This window comes from Aureispira anguillae, assembly GCF_026000115.1.
Classification (GTDB): domain Bacteria; phylum Bacteroidota; class Bacteroidia; order Chitinophagales; family Saprospiraceae; genus Aureispira; species Aureispira anguillae.
In genome coordinates this window covers 5,612,860-5,629,011 of the sequence record NZ_AP026867.1, presented here as the reverse complement: position 1 = coordinate 5,629,011, position 16,152 = coordinate 5,612,860, and the positions used below count along the sequence as shown (strand labels likewise).

At 36.7% G+C, this 16,152-nt stretch carries 11 protein-coding genes; 4 read left to right on the top strand and 7 right to left on the bottom strand.

Annotated features, from left to right (window positions below; genetic code table 11):
• The first annotated feature begins 7 nt into the window (after window positions 1-7).
• Together AsAng_RS22035 and AsAng_RS22030 are read left to right on the top strand one after the other, a co-directional pair.
• Window positions 8-1,474 carry a T9SS type A sorting domain-containing protein gene (locus AsAng_RS22035; protein WP_264789267.1) on the top strand — a complete coding sequence of 489 codons (1,467 nt, stop codon included), beginning with the start codon at window positions 8-10 and terminating at the stop codon, window positions 1,472-1,474.
• Window positions 1,475-1,505: 31 nt separating this feature from the next.
• Window positions 1,506-2,576: a cytochrome-c peroxidase gene (locus tag AsAng_RS22030; protein ID WP_264789266.1), complete on the top strand. Its 1,071-nt coding sequence runs from the start codon at window positions 1,506-1,508 to the stop codon at window positions 2,574-2,576.
• A 76-nt stretch (window positions 2,577-2,652) separates the two neighbouring features.
• On the opposite strand, the gene AsAng_RS22025 is transcribed toward AsAng_RS22030, so the two are convergent.
• On the bottom strand, window positions 2,653-3,861 hold the full coding sequence (locus AsAng_RS22025; RefSeq protein ID WP_264789265.1) for a T9SS type A sorting domain-containing protein: 1,209 nt from the start codon (window positions 3,859-3,861) through the stop codon (window positions 2,653-2,655).
• Between the two features lie 433 nt (window positions 3,862-4,294).
• On the opposite strand from AsAng_RS22025, the gene AsAng_RS22020 reads away from it, so the two are divergent.
• Both AsAng_RS22020 and AsAng_RS22015 read left to right on the top strand, forming a co-directional pair.
• The gene (locus AsAng_RS22020; RefSeq protein ID WP_264789264.1) at window positions 4,295-6,004 is read left to right on the top strand and encodes an OmpA family protein; all 1,710 of its coding nucleotides are present in this window, start codon (window positions 4,295-4,297) and stop codon (window positions 6,002-6,004) included.
• Between the two features lie 463 nt (window positions 6,005-6,467).
• On the top strand, window positions 6,468-7,709 hold the full coding sequence (locus AsAng_RS22015; protein WP_264789263.1) for an ABC transporter permease: 1,242 nt from the start codon (window positions 6,468-6,470) through the stop codon (window positions 7,707-7,709).
• A gap of 593 nt (window positions 7,710-8,302) precedes the next feature.
• Here the strand turns inward: AsAng_RS22015 and sucD are convergent.
• From sucD to AsAng_RS21985, 6 genes are all read right to left on the bottom strand, one after another.
• On the bottom strand, window positions 8,303-9,184 hold the full coding sequence (sucD, locus tag AsAng_RS22010) for a succinate--CoA ligase subunit alpha (protein WP_264789262.1): 882 nt from the start codon (window positions 9,182-9,184) through the stop codon (window positions 8,303-8,305).
• 122 nt (window positions 9,185-9,306) lie between these two features.
• Window positions 9,307-9,624, bottom strand: a complete 318-nt coding sequence (locus tag AsAng_RS22005) for an FtsB family cell division protein (protein ID WP_264789261.1) — start codon at window positions 9,622-9,624, stop codon at window positions 9,307-9,309.
• A 435-nt stretch (window positions 9,625-10,059) separates the two neighbouring features.
• Entirely contained in the window at window positions 10,060-11,415 is a 1,356-nt protein-coding gene (locus tag AsAng_RS22000) for a hydroxymethylglutaryl-CoA reductase (RefSeq protein ID WP_264789260.1), read from the bottom strand.
• Window positions 11,416-11,465: 50 nt separating this feature from the next.
• On the bottom strand, window positions 11,466-12,518 hold the full coding sequence (locus tag AsAng_RS21995; protein WP_264789259.1) for a beta/alpha barrel domain-containing protein: 1,053 nt from the start codon (window positions 12,516-12,518) through the stop codon (window positions 11,466-11,468).
• Window positions 12,519-12,875: 357 nt separating this feature from the next.
• The gene (locus AsAng_RS30070) at window positions 12,876-14,114 is read right to left on the bottom strand and encodes a hypothetical protein (RefSeq protein WP_264789258.1); all 1,239 of its coding nucleotides are present in this window, start codon (window positions 14,112-14,114) and stop codon (window positions 12,876-12,878) included.
• 78 nt (window positions 14,115-14,192) lie between these two features.
• Window positions 14,193-15,941: a ubiquitin-like protein gene (locus AsAng_RS21985; RefSeq protein ID WP_264789257.1), complete on the bottom strand. Its 1,749-nt coding sequence runs from the start codon at window positions 15,939-15,941 to the stop codon at window positions 14,193-14,195.
• Between the last annotated feature and the right edge of the window lie 211 nt (window positions 15,942-16,152).

Here is a 16,152-nt window from a genome sequence, read left to right as displayed (position 1 = left end):
ACCAATTATGTTACTTATAAATATTTTGATTGCTTTTATAGCCATTACTATAATTCCTTCTCAAATGCAGGCTCAAGAATGGACCCGACAATTGGATGGCGCTAATATCCCCGCTTTACAATGGACTACTTCTGTTTTTGACGGACGAGATGTTCAACAAACAAGCGATAGTGGTTATGTGATGACAGGGATACAGTCTTTTGCAACAGGAGCCCCAAGAGATTATCCTACCTTGGTAAAGGTGGATAAAGATGGAACAACGCTATGGACCAAAAGTTACTATTCTGATAGTGCCAATGTAGCTGGTTTTAAAAGTCTTTCTTTAGTGGCACAGCCCAATGATGATTTATTGTTGGCGGCTTTAAATGGCAATACAATTCATTTGATTCAAACCAATCCTTTGGGCGATACGCTTTGGACCAAGACTTACCCTAGCTATTGTACACAGGTAGGAGGTCCCTGTATTGTGGATCAACTAAAGTTGAGGGCTACTAAGGATGGGAATTATATCTTAATCATAGCTTGCCATACCGTATTAGGAGCGCCAATTGATTGGTATCATACACAATTGATAAAGATTGATCCTGCTGGATCTATCCTATGGGACAAGACCTATCAAGATGTTTGGGCAGAAGATGGGCAAGCTACCTTTGATGGAGGTTATGTTTTAGCTGGACATAACGATAATGTTCCCATGCTTTATAAATTGGATGTGAATGGCGATAGTACTTGGTTAAAGACACATCTTGGAATGCCAATTTCAAGCTTACACAGTGTCGTTCAAACTCCAGATAGTGCCTATGTTGCTTCAATGGAATTAAATGGATTTATTGGCTCAACACCAATGATTGCAAAAATAGATGCCCTAGGGGATACGATGTTATGGACAACGCCTAATTTGGGATCTACCTTAGGAGGGGTGATTGGCGCTGGAAATCATGTGACTTATGATCCCAATGGGTATTATGTGGTAACAGGGTATATCCACAAATCACATCCGTTTTTGGGTATCATGTTAAACAATGCATTTATTGGCAAGGTTGATTTGGCAGGTAATGTTTTGTCAGAACAAATATTTGATGAATTTCAGGACAATAAAGGGATGGTTGTTCGCCCAACAAATGATAACGGTTACATTATGGTTGGTGATTATATGAATAGCCAAGGTTACCTTGTTAAGGTTGATTCGGGCTTGACGGTTCTAAATGTCACTCAGTTGGGGAATAAAGCCGTTGATTTAACTGTATTTCCTAATCCTTTTCGAGACCAAACTACTTTGATGGTAAAAGGAGCCAATTACCAAAGGTTAGAAGTGCAGGTTTTTGACGGATTAGGGCGTCAAGTACACCAAGCATTTTCATCGGATGGTGAAAAAGTTATTGTGCCAAGGAAACACTTACAAGCAGGAGTTTATTTCTTTACGTTGATAGGGGAAGGTGCTGTGGTTGCCTCTGGAAAACTATTGGTAGAATAAAAATATTATGTTGGCAAGTAATAAATTAAAAATGACATATCGTATTGGACTATTTATCGTTGGGTTAATCATTGTGTTGCATACTTCTTGTAAAAACGATGTGCTAGAACCTAAGTCGCCCCTTTTATCCTTACCCACAAGTCCTTTAGAATATGCTAATGTTAATTACCCTAATCATATTCAACAAGCAATAGCAACATTGGACAATACGCCAATTACTAATCCCATCACCAATGATGGGGCTTCTTTGGGGCGTGTGTTGTTTTATGATAAATCTCTTTCGATGAACAATAAAGTTTCTTGTGCAAGTTGTCATCGAGCAGCAGATGGTTTTTCGGATAGAAGAATAAAAAGTGAAGGTTTTGAAGATAAAAAAACGAGAAGAAATTCAATGCCTTTGCTCAATGTACGTTTTTATAAAAGTGGCAAAATGTTTTGGGATGAGCGGACTAATACCTTGGAAGAACAGGTTTTGCTGCCCATTCAAGATCATATAGAAATGGGAATGGATTTAGGGCAGTTAATAACTAAATTAGAGCAAATTTCCTATTATCCAACTTTATTTGAAAAGGCATTTGGATCGGAACAAATTACTCCTGAACGAATTGCAAAAGGACTCGCTCAATTTATTCGAGCAATGATTACTTATCGTTCAAAATACGATCAGGTTTTGGAAGGAGCAGCTACCTTTACAGCTACAGAACAAAATGGAAAAAGAGTGTATGATCTATTTGGAGGACAGCAAGGCTGCCAAGGTTGCCATGGTGGTGGTTTTTTAGATGTGGCTTCTTATCATTTGCAAATGGGGCAAACAGCATCAAAAACAGGAGCCGTCCATTTGGATGATTTAGGGCTGTATGAAGTTAGCCAGATGGATTCAGATTCATTTAGATTTAAGGTTTCTACCTTAAGAAATATAGAGATGACAGCACCTTATCTCCATGATGGTAGTGTTGCCGATCTGCTGACACTGTTTTCATTGCCCCATCATAATTTTGGTATGACAAGAACTGAAATTAATGATCTAATTGAATTTTTAAAAACATTAACAGATTATGAAATTATTCAAGATGAAAGGTTTTTAGATCCATTTGAGGAATAAACAAAAAAGGTTGAGAGTTTGAGTAAGCAATCGGATATACTTGTTCTCAAACTTTCAACCATTAGTTTTTAGGTGTTTAATACTTAACAACGGCCTGTGAACCTTGCATATTTTGTCCAGTGATTCTTAACAAATAATAACCACTAGGGATATGTTTACTATCAATGTTTAATTGCTGGTTTCCTGTTGTCAAATTATAACTACCTTCATAATAAACCTGTCCTGTAATACCAATCAGTTGTAGTTGGTAAGTAGCCGTTTGAGCATAAAAACTAACTTGTAATGACCTAGAAAAAGGATTAGGAGTGGTTTGCAATGGCATAGGAGTTAAATTTGTTGTTGTAATCGACAAGGCAGGATCCACAATGACCACAGCGGTATCTGTCGCACAGCCACGTACAGCTTGTGCTACAATCCATGCTGTGTCTAAGGTTGAGCCGCCTACAACTTGCCCCATCGCATCAACTGTAATACTAGAACCTGTATTAGTAACCGTCCAACGAAGACTATCAGACGCAGAATTGGGCAAATAAGTACCAATCAATGTTGCCGTTCCATTGGGGGCAATTCTTAGCGTATCTGCTGCAATATCAACAAAATTGGCTGAATTAGGAAGGGCTATAGTGTAACAATCCATAGCTGTTGTTGTATTGGAAACGGAATAGCAAATTTCAGTAATTCCACCTGCACAAGTACCAAATAGCGTTACAGCGTTATTGAGTTGTCCAATTGTTGTGGTCAGATAATAGACAGAAACATTATTGTTAGAGCTACCTGTAAAAATTCCCATCAAAACGATCACATCATTTAAATTATTGATGTCTGAACCAGAATGAATGCCATGCGCATTTAAAGAGTCGCAAAGCCCTACAAAAAATTGTCCAGCAGCTGTACAGCAACTTGTACCAGGAAGGTAATCTGCCAATAACAAAGAATCTACGACCGTTTGTAGTTGTTGAAGGTCATAAGAAAAAGGCAATACACAGAGCTGGTTACAAGTAGTTAGCCCCAAGTCAGCAGGGACAATACGCCCGTCAATAGTTGATTCAATGATTCTAGGACCAAATCCATCCGAAGCTAAACTGTCGTGTTGAAGAATAAGAAATTCAGTATTGGGAAGCCCTGTTGGGGGCGTACTATAAACTGGTAGAGGGGTCGTGTCACTCACCAATAGATTCGTCATTGTGCCACTTAAAAAACCTGGACTGCTAGAGGGACATTGCGCTTGACTATGATAACAACTAACAATAGATAATAGTATGCAAAGTAAATAACGGATAGACATAAACATTAATTTTTTTGGTTTGAAATGATAAATTGGGGTTAGCCAAATGCTCAACAAAGTACAATTTTTTGGATAAAAAAACAATAAAAGTTAAACTTTCGATTGCTAGATCAAGGAGAGAATCTTTGTGCGTAGTTTTTGGATGAACGATTGGTTGTCAAACTTTAATCGAATAAAAAAATGTTAAAAATGCTAAAATTTGGTTACTTCATTGGGTAATTCTCAATACAGCATATTATTTAGCGTTAAATACCTGAAGTTAGCTTCTGTGAAAATTTTTATATCATCAAGGGATTCAATAAGCCGAAGTGATAAGAGTGTAACAAGGAGCTTTGGCGCTTGGACTACTTCTTACAAAGGGGTGTTATAGAATTGATTTTAGGTTTTTAAGCAACTTCCCTGTATCTTTGCAAAGCAAAAAAAAAAAGAATGTATGAGATTTTTGTTGATAATTATAGGACTATTATTGGTAGTGATGGTACAAGGTCAATCCAATGAAAAACATCGGGTTTATTTTGAACAAGGGCAAGCTTCGATTTCACTAGAACAGCTAGAAGAGATAAAAAACTTAGCCAAGGAGTCAATGGCAAAAAGCAATGGTCGGGTTGTTGTTCATACTTATGCCAATGATGCTTTAGAGGGAGATTTTAACGATCGATTGTCTGGGCGACGAGCTTATTTGGTACAACAATGTTTGGAGCGAGCAGGAGTGCCGTTGGGGCACATGCAGATTGAGAGTAAAATACAATCAACAAGCTCAGAAAACTGTAGCGCTTGCGCAGAAATTTTGGTGACAACAGATAGCAATTTTTTCTCACAGAATGTTTATCAAGATCATATAGCTGATTTTTTGATGGAGGGAAGTGGTGTTTATGCTCAAACGTTTTGGATTCATCCTTTTAGAGATGTAGAACTAACCACAAAGGATGGTGTTTTGATACAAATTCCTTCTGGGGCGCTAAGTGCTAGAGATAGTGGCTTGGTAAAATTTGAGGTTCGTTTTCTGAAAACAAAGTGGGAAATGTTGTTGCATTCATTGACTACTCGTGCGACAGGGCAAGAGTTCTTAGCACTAAATAGGGTGGTACAGTTGAATGCAGCACAGTATGGAGAAACGTTAAATGTACAAAAGGGGCATACCATTACGATTGTTGTTCCTTCGGATGTTTATAGTAAAGATGCTCAGCTTTATCAACAAAAAGAAAATCGTTGGGATAGACCTGCTGCTCCTGCTTATGTAAAAACAGGAAGTTTTTATATTGGGGATGATTATTGGTGTAGTAATTTAGATGAAAATGCGTTGACTGTACCCAATTATGCAACTCCTCCCACTAAGCCTATCTATTTAGAGTATGACTCTATGACAATAAAACAGGACGAGCAGTTAAATAGTATTCAAATTCGTTTAGATTACCTAGCAGAACAGAAAGTTAACAAAAAGGGAAAACCACAGGAATTAACAGCACAGCAAAAACGAAATGAATGTGTCTTAAAGAATAAAAAAGACCGATTGCTCATTGCCAAAGAAAAAATAAAAATCGAAACTCGACAAAAGAACGAAGAACGAGAAGCTGTTTATTACCAGTCTTTGGCTGTTTACAACCAAGAACGTCACTTATTGCAGCGTTCTTATTTAAAAGGATTGGACAGCATTGGTGGTGTCCAACGATCCAATATAAATCGTTGTGCTGAGCTTAAACAGGGAGTCGAGGATTTAAAAAAGACCTATGGTCAGGCAGATTATGAGAAAATGGCAGCAAGATTGAGAAATCAAGCCATCAAGGATAAATTAGGCTATTGGATTCAGACCAACCAGTTGGGGTGGTTGAGTGTAGGAAATATAGCTCAACGGAAGGATACAGATGCTGTTCCATATCGGGTGACAACGGGCATTTCTGCTTATAAGGTTACTGCTTTTTTGATTTTTAATGAAACTAAGGATATTGTTATTGGAGAAACCTTGGACGCTACCGATATTGTTTTTTGGGAAGTTCCAGATGGTAGCAAGGCTAAATTGTTTGCGGTGACACAAGAAGGGGATAATTTTTTGATTGCTTTTCACGATTTAACAACAAATGGGAATCCCATTGAGCTAGAGTTTAGACAAGTGAGCTTGGAGCAAATATTAGATGCTCTTAGATAATAAGTAAGTTAACAACCAATATCGTTGCAAAACGAATCCTATAATTGATAACTTTTTGTCTAATTTGGTGTTTTGAAAGTAGATTGAGCGGCTTTGGTCGAATACTTTGGGGGCAAATGGAGATTTAAACTATCTTCATAGCGTAAATTTTAACAACTGCTATGTTTTTAATACTCCGCTGATTAGTTCCCTTCAGTCATGAGGACGCTGCGCTTAGTTTTTAGTTCGCTATGCTCATGAGCAGTTAACAAAAAACATAAAAAAGCAGTGCCTTCACTTTTACCTACGGTGCTACTGCGTGGTATAGCTTTGGCTATAAGCATGCCCAGTTCACTGCGTTCATGTATCAATTTGATAATCAGTCTTTTAATGTTTTGATTGGTGGGAGTGTATTTTGTTGATTATTAAATAAATACGATTTTTTAGCGGAGTAATGTGTTTTATAATGCCAGTATAAATCAAGATGACGATAATAGAAAACATAAATATTGCATTTAATGCTATTCGGGCTAACTTGCTTCGAGCGGTATTAACTTTACTCATTATTGCTTTTGGCATTATGGCCTTGGTTGGGATTCTTACCTCTATTGATGCGATCAAAAGTTCCTTGACCAATAACTTAGCAAGCATGGGAACCAATACCTTTAATGTAATACGAAAAGGTACTGGTTTGGGGGGTGGCAGACATGGGCGAAGGAGTAAGGTGGGGGCTAAAATAACATTTAAACAAGCGGCAAGTTTTAAGGAAAAATACCAATATCCTGCTGCTGTATCGCTATCGGCGCTAGGAACAATGAGTGCGGTTGTGAAATATAAAAAAACAGAAACGGACCCTAATACAACCGTTTATGGAGCGGATGAAAATTATCTGGACGTAGCAGGCTATAAATTGTCAGCAGGAAGGAACATTACGGCATTGGAGTCTAACAGTGGACGAAATATCGTTATTTTAGGAGCTGAAATTGCTAAGAAACTATTTCAAAGTAATAGCCCCTCTAGTATACTTGGCAAGAGCCTTTCTATTCGGAACATCCAATTTAAAGTAATTGGCATTATGGAAGAAAAGGGATCTAGTATGACGTTTAGCGGTGATAAAATGGTATTGATTCCACTGCAAACCTTGCGAAAATATTTTGGGTCTCAAACAAGTTCTTATAATTTGTCGGTAATGGTAACAGATGCGTTGAACATAGAACCAGCTATGGCAGAAGCCGAGGGCGTTTTTAGGAGAGTTCGGAAAATAGGGGTAGGGGAGGAGTCCGATTTTGAAATGGAAAAGAGTGATGGACTCATTTCTCTAATTGTAGACAATACGGCAACTTTACAAATGGCGGCTATTTTTATAGGGTTAATTACTTTGTTGGGGGCTGCTATAGGTCTGATGAATATTATGTTGGTTTCTGTAACGGAACGCACCCGTGAAATTGGTATTTGTAAATCTTTAGGAGCTACTCGACGAACCATTTTAGTGCAATTTTTGGTGGAAGCGATTGTCATTTGCCAAATAGGGGGACTGGTTGGAATTGTCTTTGGTATTATTGCAGGGAATGGTGTGACCTATATGGTAGGAGGAGCTTTTGTGGTTCCTTGGGCTTGGATTATGCTGGGTTTTACGCTCTGTTTTATTGTTGGAATTACATCGGGCTTGTATCCTGCTGTTAAAGCCTCTAAATTAGACCCGATTGAAGCATTACGTTACGAATAGCTTTTCTTTTTAAACAGGTTAGGGACTTTCAGGAGTAAAACAAATGTATTCGTCTTAGTGTATTTGTTACTATTTTTGCAACGAAACGTTTGGCAATGAGCTTTCTTTGAATCTTTCTCTAAGCATCACATAACCCATTTTTAGAGTTTTTTGGGTGGGCATATGACTGATTGGGAACAAAGTACGCCGTAGAAAGCTGCTATTTTTCCTGTGGAAAAATAAGGTTTTCAGGTGTCTGAGCGAAGCGAGTTTCTGAAAGCCTAAGCTTTCAAGAAGATACTTTGTCCAAGAAGTCATCCAGTCCTAGCGTTTTTGGTTCTTTTTGGGCAATGCAAAAAGAACAACAGGTATTAATTACCCTGCTTTTTGCGATTTTGCCTCTAAAATGAGGGCTAGATTAAAACTTCTAATGTTTACTTTGTTAAAAAGAAACAATTACTTTTGTTGTTATCTATTGATAAATAATGTTTTACGAAACAATGAAACTACTAAAATATATTTTTGTTTTACTACTGAATCACCTAGGTTAGCATGAGCATAAAAAAAGCCCCGTTGGAATTTCCAACGGGGCTTTTTTTATAAAAAATTTATGTTTAAGCTTGAACAGATTCCAATGCTTTGATCATAGTTGCTCCAATATCAGCAGGAGAATCAACCACCAATACACCACAATCACGCAAAATGCGTTTTTTGGCAGCAGCAGTATCATCAGCACCACCTACGATAGCACCAGCATGACCCATGGTACGACCAACAGGAGCTGTTTCACCAGCGATAAATCCAACAACAGGTTTAGTGCCATGTTCTTTGATCCAACGAGCAGCTTGAGCCTCTAGGTTTCCTCCAATCTCACCAATCATAACGATACCTTCTGTTTCTGGGTCAGCCATTAACATTTGAACCGCTTCTTTGGTTGTTGTTCCGATAATTGGATCACCACCAATACCAATAGCAGTTGTTACTCCCAAACCTGCTTTTACGATTTGGTCAGCTGCTTCATAGGTTAAGGTACCTGATTTAGATACAATACCAATTTTACCTTTTTTGAAGATAAAGCCAGGCATAATACCTACTTTAGCCTCTCCAGCAGTCATAACACCAGGGCAGTTAGGTCCAATCAAGCAAACATCTTTATCTTCGATAAAGGCTTTAACTTTAACCATATCCTGAACAGGGATACCCTCTGTGATACAGATGATTACTTTGATACCAGAGTCCGCAGCCTCTAAAACAGCATCAGCAGCAAAACGAGGAGGAACAAAAATAATAGAAGTATCTGCACCAGTTTGAGCAACAGCTTCAGCTACTGTCCCAAATACAGGACGATCTAAGTGTGTTTGACCACTTTTACCTGGAGTAACCCCACCAACTACATTAGTGCCATATTCAATCATTTGGCTTGCATGGAAAGTTCCTTCTTTCCCTGTAAAACCTTGTACAATGATCTTAGAATCTTTGTTGACTAGTACAGACATTTTTTTTCTTTATTTATAAGATTATTAATTGAATTGTATAGTGTCTCAAATTTACAAATTCCACAAAGGAGAACAAAATAATAACTGTCTTTTTGACAAATGAATTGATTAAAGTACCATTATTAATCCTCGATCACAAAGACTTCTTCATCTGGTTTCTTCATATAGTAATGCTCCCTAGCAAATTTTTCACGAGTTTTGTCATCCGTAAACAATTCTTTATTATCCTTTTCTGCTTGATGAATTTCAGTTTGATAATACTCCTTCTTGTCTTGGAGTTCTTGCAACGTTGCTTGTAATCGATATTGAGATATGATGCTATTATTATCAAAAAAGAACATCCAGACCACAAAAAGACTAGTGACGACAATAAACTTATTGCGCAATGGTGGTGGAACATCTTCCAATAATAATTCTAACTTGGTTGGTTTTTTAGCCATTTTATATTAAATATAACGATTTTAATTACATAAAAAAATTTACAAACCTATACTTTTGGAAAACTTAATTAAGCCCTTGTATTTTTTGTGCTGCATCAAATTTTCTCAATTTTTTATTCTCACAAGGACAAAATTTGGGCAATTCCAAGAGTTGAAAGACAACATAAGGAACCATTAAATTGGTTGTATCCTCATTCCAAACCCTTCTTGGCTCCACCTCTAACACTCTAAATTTGCAGTTGCCTGCCCAAAATTCACTTCGTTGCTCCTTTGGGGGGGACTCATTTTTAATGCAATCCTATTTTTAACAACTTCTTTATTTAAAAAATATTCATTGCTATAAAAACAAAAAAACATAAAGTTGCTCTTCCACAACTTTATGCGTTCAAATATAGGATAAATATTTTTTCTTTTCTAGTATAAAAGCCCTAAAGCCTATTTCATTTTTAACTCTGGTGAAGCATTGTTTCTCAGAAGGTTGAGGAAATCACGAACAGCCGTAAACGAAACCAATTTATCTTTGAAGTGAGATAGCACTAGGATAACTTCTTTTTCGCTAGCCTCTAAATGGTTCAATATATTCATCAGGTGCATCTTCATATGCCCTTGTTGGATACCAGTAGTTACCAAAGATCGGACAGCAGCAAAATTTTGAGCCAATCCAGTGGCTGCAATGACCATCATTAATTCTTCGGCAGATGGATTGCCTAACATCTCCAAAGAACGCTTAGCCAGTGGATGCAAAGAAGTTAAACCACCTACGGTTCCAATAGCCAAAGGAATGTCCAACCAAAATTTAAAAATTCCATTTTCTATTGTTGCAGAAGATAAACTCTTGTATTTACCATCACGAGCAGCATACGTGTGTCCGCATGATTCTATTGCACGGAAATCATTTCCTGTTGCCAAAGCAACTGCATCAATTCCGTTAAAAATACCTTTGTTATGTGTCGTGGCTCTATGTACATCGATGTGTGCAATTTTTAGCGCCTTATCAAATTTATAAGCAAAGGTAGCAGAATCCATGTTGCCATTGTCAAAGGTCCCCAACTCATCAACAGGACATTCTACCCATGCACGCACCAAACATTCTGGTGTATAATTAGATAAAATAGCCATGATAATAGTTAGTTCTTTTTCAGTACCCACTAAGGTAGGTTCCTCATTGACAAAAGCACGCAATGATCTAGAAGCTTCTTCTAAGGTCGAATTAATAAAATTGGCTCCCATAGAGTCACAGGTCTCAAAGGTCATCTTAAGTTGATAATAATTATCTTCAAGATGCGTCATATCCACCAACTCTATATTAGATATTCCACCACCACGTTCACGCATATTGGAGGTGATGTGAGCGGTATCATCGTGAATGCGTTTTTTGATGATAGGGAACAGGGCATGTAATTTTGTGTAATCCCCTTTCCAGTCAAAATGAACCTGTCCAATCTTGTGCGTGGCAATAATTTCTGCTTTGAAACCTCCTCTTTTTAGCCAAAACTTGGAGGCAGCAGAAGCCGCTGCAACAACAGAGGATTCTTCAATAACCATTGGTACACAGTATAGTTTACCATTGATTTCTAGATTTGGAACAACCCCATAAGGCAAATAAAAATTGCTAACGGTGTTTTCACTAAAATCATCAAATATTTTTTGTTTTTGTGGGTCGCCATACCAAAAACTCTTGAGTTCACGGGCAACCTCTTCTGGGTTTGTAAAGAAGTTCTCTACCAACCAACGAATTTTTCCTCGTTTAGATAGTTTAGAAAATCCAGATACTATTGTTGGCTTCTTCATATTGGTCTTTGATTTAAAACCTTGAAAATAAAAACTTAATGATAGGGTGTTTATTTTACTGTTAGATACTTTTTTGCCAGTTTTAATCCCTCTACTTGCGTAGATACGTAGGCATACAACTCCTCATAATTGCCTCGTGCATGTTTTAAAAATGCCGAAGCTTGCCCATATATTGCAGGCGAAGATAGTTTATTTATTAGATAATATCCATCTAAAAAGTCCTTTATTCCTCCAGATATAATAACTTCTTTACAAAGGCATTGCTTGCCTAAGGTCTTTATAATCTGATTGGACATGTTAATCATTTCTTCTGCACTGTGCCCAATATTGGCTAGTTTAGCATAGATTTCATGTTTTTGAGCATCTGAACGCAGCAATTCTAATTTAGCGAAGTTGGTACCTCCATTAGCTGCAAAATCAACTGCCATAATGGGCAGTTGAAACAATGCCTCCAAACTTTTATAGCCCATTCCTTGTCCAACTTCCTTTACAATTAGTTTTAAAGTAGGAAAAGCATCAATGACTCGTTTTATGGTATCAATAGGAGGATATTGAAAGTGATCTCCTTCTGGTTGTAGCCATTCTTGAAATGGATTAACATGGATAATTAAGCCATCTGCACGAAGTTTAGACACTAAATCTTGTATTAAGGATTGTTTGTTTTCGTCAAATAGTTGCTCAATCTGTGCAATTCCTAAGTTAGCATAAAGTGGTAAATGGTCCCCAATAATATCTCGTACATCAAAATCTTGAAGATATTGATTACTAGTTAATAGACCACGGCAAGACCCTAGACCCATTCCAAAGCCAAAATCTCGTGCTGCTCTTGCTAAGTTATGATTGATTAAATTGGCATATTCTGTACCTCCAGTCATACTAGAAACCCAAAGTGGGGCTTGTATGTCTTTTCCCAAAAAGGTAAATGAGGTATCATCTTCTGTCGTAGGATGTCCAGACAGTAGAGGTTCATAATAAAACCTATTGTCTAGATTGTTGCTTGCAACTTGAGATTGAAACGCAAGTTGTATATGATCTTGCTTACGTGAAGATGCTGTTAAGTCGTTGTCCATATATGGCTGCTGCTCTAAAAAACCATTTTCCATAATCGATTAATGTTTACTATCCTGCTTCAAAGGTAGTGCAAAAATAGTTATTATGTAGTTTTAATACTGCAAATTATACTTTTTGTTTCAAAACTTTCAATAAAAAATGAAAATAAGCTCTGGGAACCATTCATTTTATAGTGTAAGTGTTCTTTTTGAAACAATATACTTCAACATTCAGCCATCTTGAATAGGGTATTGGGGCTTAGGAGAAATATTAAGAATTAATGTATAAATATTACGCCAAGAACTTGGATGTTGTTGTTATTTAGGGCTTTTTATAAAAAAAAACATAGTTTTTAACATTATGTTTTGAAAAAATGCTAAAAACTATGATTATTTTTTAAGCGAAGGCGATTAGCTTGCTTTTAGGAACGAGATCAATTTTTGAGTATGTTTTTTAGTTTGTTCCAACAAAGCCTCCATTTTTTCTTGGGCTCCTGCTTTGTCTCTTACTACCGCTAATTTTCTGATTTTTGCATCGTTTTCAGCCAACACTTTAAATACATTTCTTGCCTTTGACGCTTTTTGCAGAGAAATAGATACAGGCTTTTTGAACCGTTCGAAGTTATCATCTGCTTTCCAATCCATTCCAGCTGCTTTTACCAAAACGTTCATTTGAGACTGAGCTGTCATAACCGCTTTGTAAAATCTAGCGTGGGCAGTATTGATCATTTTAAAATCTGCCGACAATTTGAAATCATCGATCATAAACTGCGTAAAAGAAACCTGAATTGAATGGACAATTTCATCTAATAAGTTTTTTACTTCGCTTTGATCTTTTACATTGACCCCTGTACTTTTGATATAGTTTAATAAGATTTCTTTTTTCAACTTTGTTAGCCCTATCTTTTGCTGCTCGTCTGTTGCTTTGGTCAAATGATTATTGACTTGGCTTAACAATTTGGTCCATTCGTCGGCTCCTTTGCCTTTTGCATCTTTTATGGCTTTCTGAAAGGCTTCTAAAATATTATCCTTTGGAGCACTAGCGGAATTTTCTTGCTGATTTGAGTCATTCGTTGTGTCTTCATCCTCTTCGTCACCGATTTGGCTATCAAACAATACCGTAACCCCAATCTGAGTAGTATACCTAAAAGTATTGACTAAATTGCCGATTTGGTCTTTTTCTACTTTGTTGCGAATCAAACCACTGGCTAGGGGTTTTAAGTAAACTTCCGTGCCTTCATCGGTTTTTATTTCTTCTTTAAATTTGGCAACACCTTTGACAAAAGCCTTGGGGTTCAATTTTTTTAGTTCCTCATAAAAAGCGATTTGCAATTCAAAAGCATGTTGTTCTTTTGGTTTCTTGGTTTTAGACAAGCTTTTTCTTAGTGCCATTAATTCTTTACCAATGGCAACGTTTCCGATAGGGAGGTCAAACCCCATGAAGAAGTTTTTTTGTTTAGGGGTAACCATATATAGAAATGGATATTTGGCCGCTTTTCCTATCTTCGAAATACTTTTTTTGAAGAGGACATCAGGCTTAGCAATTTTTCCTTTTTCAAATAATTCAATAAAAGCATTAAAAACCAATGCGGTTAGACCCAATTCTTGAATGAGAATTTTTGCGTCTTTTTTTAATTCTTTCGTAGTCATGATATAGTGTTTTTTTTTGTGATTGTTTGGTTTTTTCCCCCTATTCAAAGGGGGATTTAAATTTAGGTGGGGAAATAATTAATCTAACTCTTGTTCTACATCAGATTTTTCAGAACTAGGGATTTTGCTTAAGACATAATCGGCCAATGCGTTTTCTCCTTTGCTTTTTAATAATTTGATAATATTGACCCAAATTGCTGTGCCATCTCCTGATTCTTCAATGTTTTCCTCTATGAAGTCATCAAAATAGCTAGACTCTGCTTTTTTTGTTGCTTTGATCACATCAACCATGCTTTGTCCATCTGTTATTTTACCAAGCGTTTTAGCAAAAACATTAGCGATCGCATCCGTGCTAATAACAGTCTTAGCAATTTTTTCACTTGCAATAATCATCTCTACAAACTCATCATCTGTGAATTCTTTGCAGAAGGTCTCTAGCATTTTATGATCTACTTCAAACGTTTTTACTAAACCTGCTTTTAACTCTTTATCAGCAAGGATGACTTTCTTTCTATCACTATCTGCAGTTTTGCAATAAGCTGCAAATTGTTCAGGGCTTAAGTCTAGACACTCTGCTTTGAATCGTTCGGCATCATTTTCAAAGTCAATTTTGTCTAAGAAAACTTTGATGGTTTCAGAAGTACGTTTATCAGTGACCCCTTGTCTTGGGCTCATATTAAAAATACCACTGAAATTCACCTTGGCGGTATCTTTATCGTTTTGGTAAGTGCCATTGGTCTTATAATCATCCAACTCAGCGGTAATGATTTTGTTAACAATATCCACATCAGATTCGTCTGGACCAGATCCTTTGACTGCTTTAGTCCCATTAAAAATGGCAATATTGGGATAATCCATGTTAAATCTTTTTTTATCAATGGACATCTTATAAGCATTGGTGCCAGCAAGAAATTGCTTGAGCGTACAAACCATATTTCCATCCCAGCCATCAGCAATCATTGCACGTTCATGATCCATTTCGGATATTTCGCTTTTATACTCATGATAGGTTAAGCACATTTGGTGGTCAAACTCTTTGGGCTTTATTGCTTGTTTACTGTCGCTTAATCGTTGTTGATTGATTTGCTTTCTCTTCTTACTGCCCGCCAAAAACCAAGCTTTTTTCTCCTCATCTGTAGTGTTTGTCATCCATTCACTGTTCGAATCTTGTTTCCCATCAGGCAAAGGATTCTGCATGACCAACATATAAACATATTGATTGTCAGTAGAACGAGTTAATTTAGAATGAACGACTTCTGCAAAATCGCCACAATTACCGCTATGTGTAATTTCTCGAATAAGAGCGGCAACATGGGTGCTATTTTTTTGTTTCCAAACTTTAAATTGTTGTGTATCCAATTTTAAGTCATTTTTGATTTTATCCCAAAAAGCATCATTTTCTTCCAAATTTCGCCCCCAATCTTTTAATGCTCTGCTTTCCCCTTCCGTATCTTCTATTTCTTGCTTAACGTTTCCACGATTCATATCTTTTTGATCAATGTAAACCATTGCTTTGTATTCGCCCATCCCTCCCTTAAGGCGGAGAAGACTAGTTAAGGTTGCTTCTTTTCCAATTTTGTAATCCGCTAAAGTTTTGCGAGAATCAAGATTTTTGTTGCTATAAGTAAGACGCTGTATTTCTACAGGCAAACCATCTTTATCTTGTATGATATTCATGATGGTTAAAATCTTAGTTGAAGAGATCATGTTGTCTATAACAAGGGTTGATCCATTCAGCGTTTTTACAAAAATTTGGAAGGGCTTTTCAGAAGACTTTACAAGTGTATCTAATGAAGTGATGGCGGTGATATTTTCTAATTCATCCATTTTTAAATTATTTTTATTTTTTAAATATTTTGATTTAAAAAAAAGACCTAATTTGAGCTTAATGTTGAGTGAAAAATGTATTATTTTTTCTTGTTTATTTTTACTAACATTTTCATAGGTAACTTTATTGAATAGTCGGCAAAAGGGATATATCCCCCTAAAAAAATAAAAAAAAACATGATTTTTATTTTTATGTTTTTTTGTAAGAGTG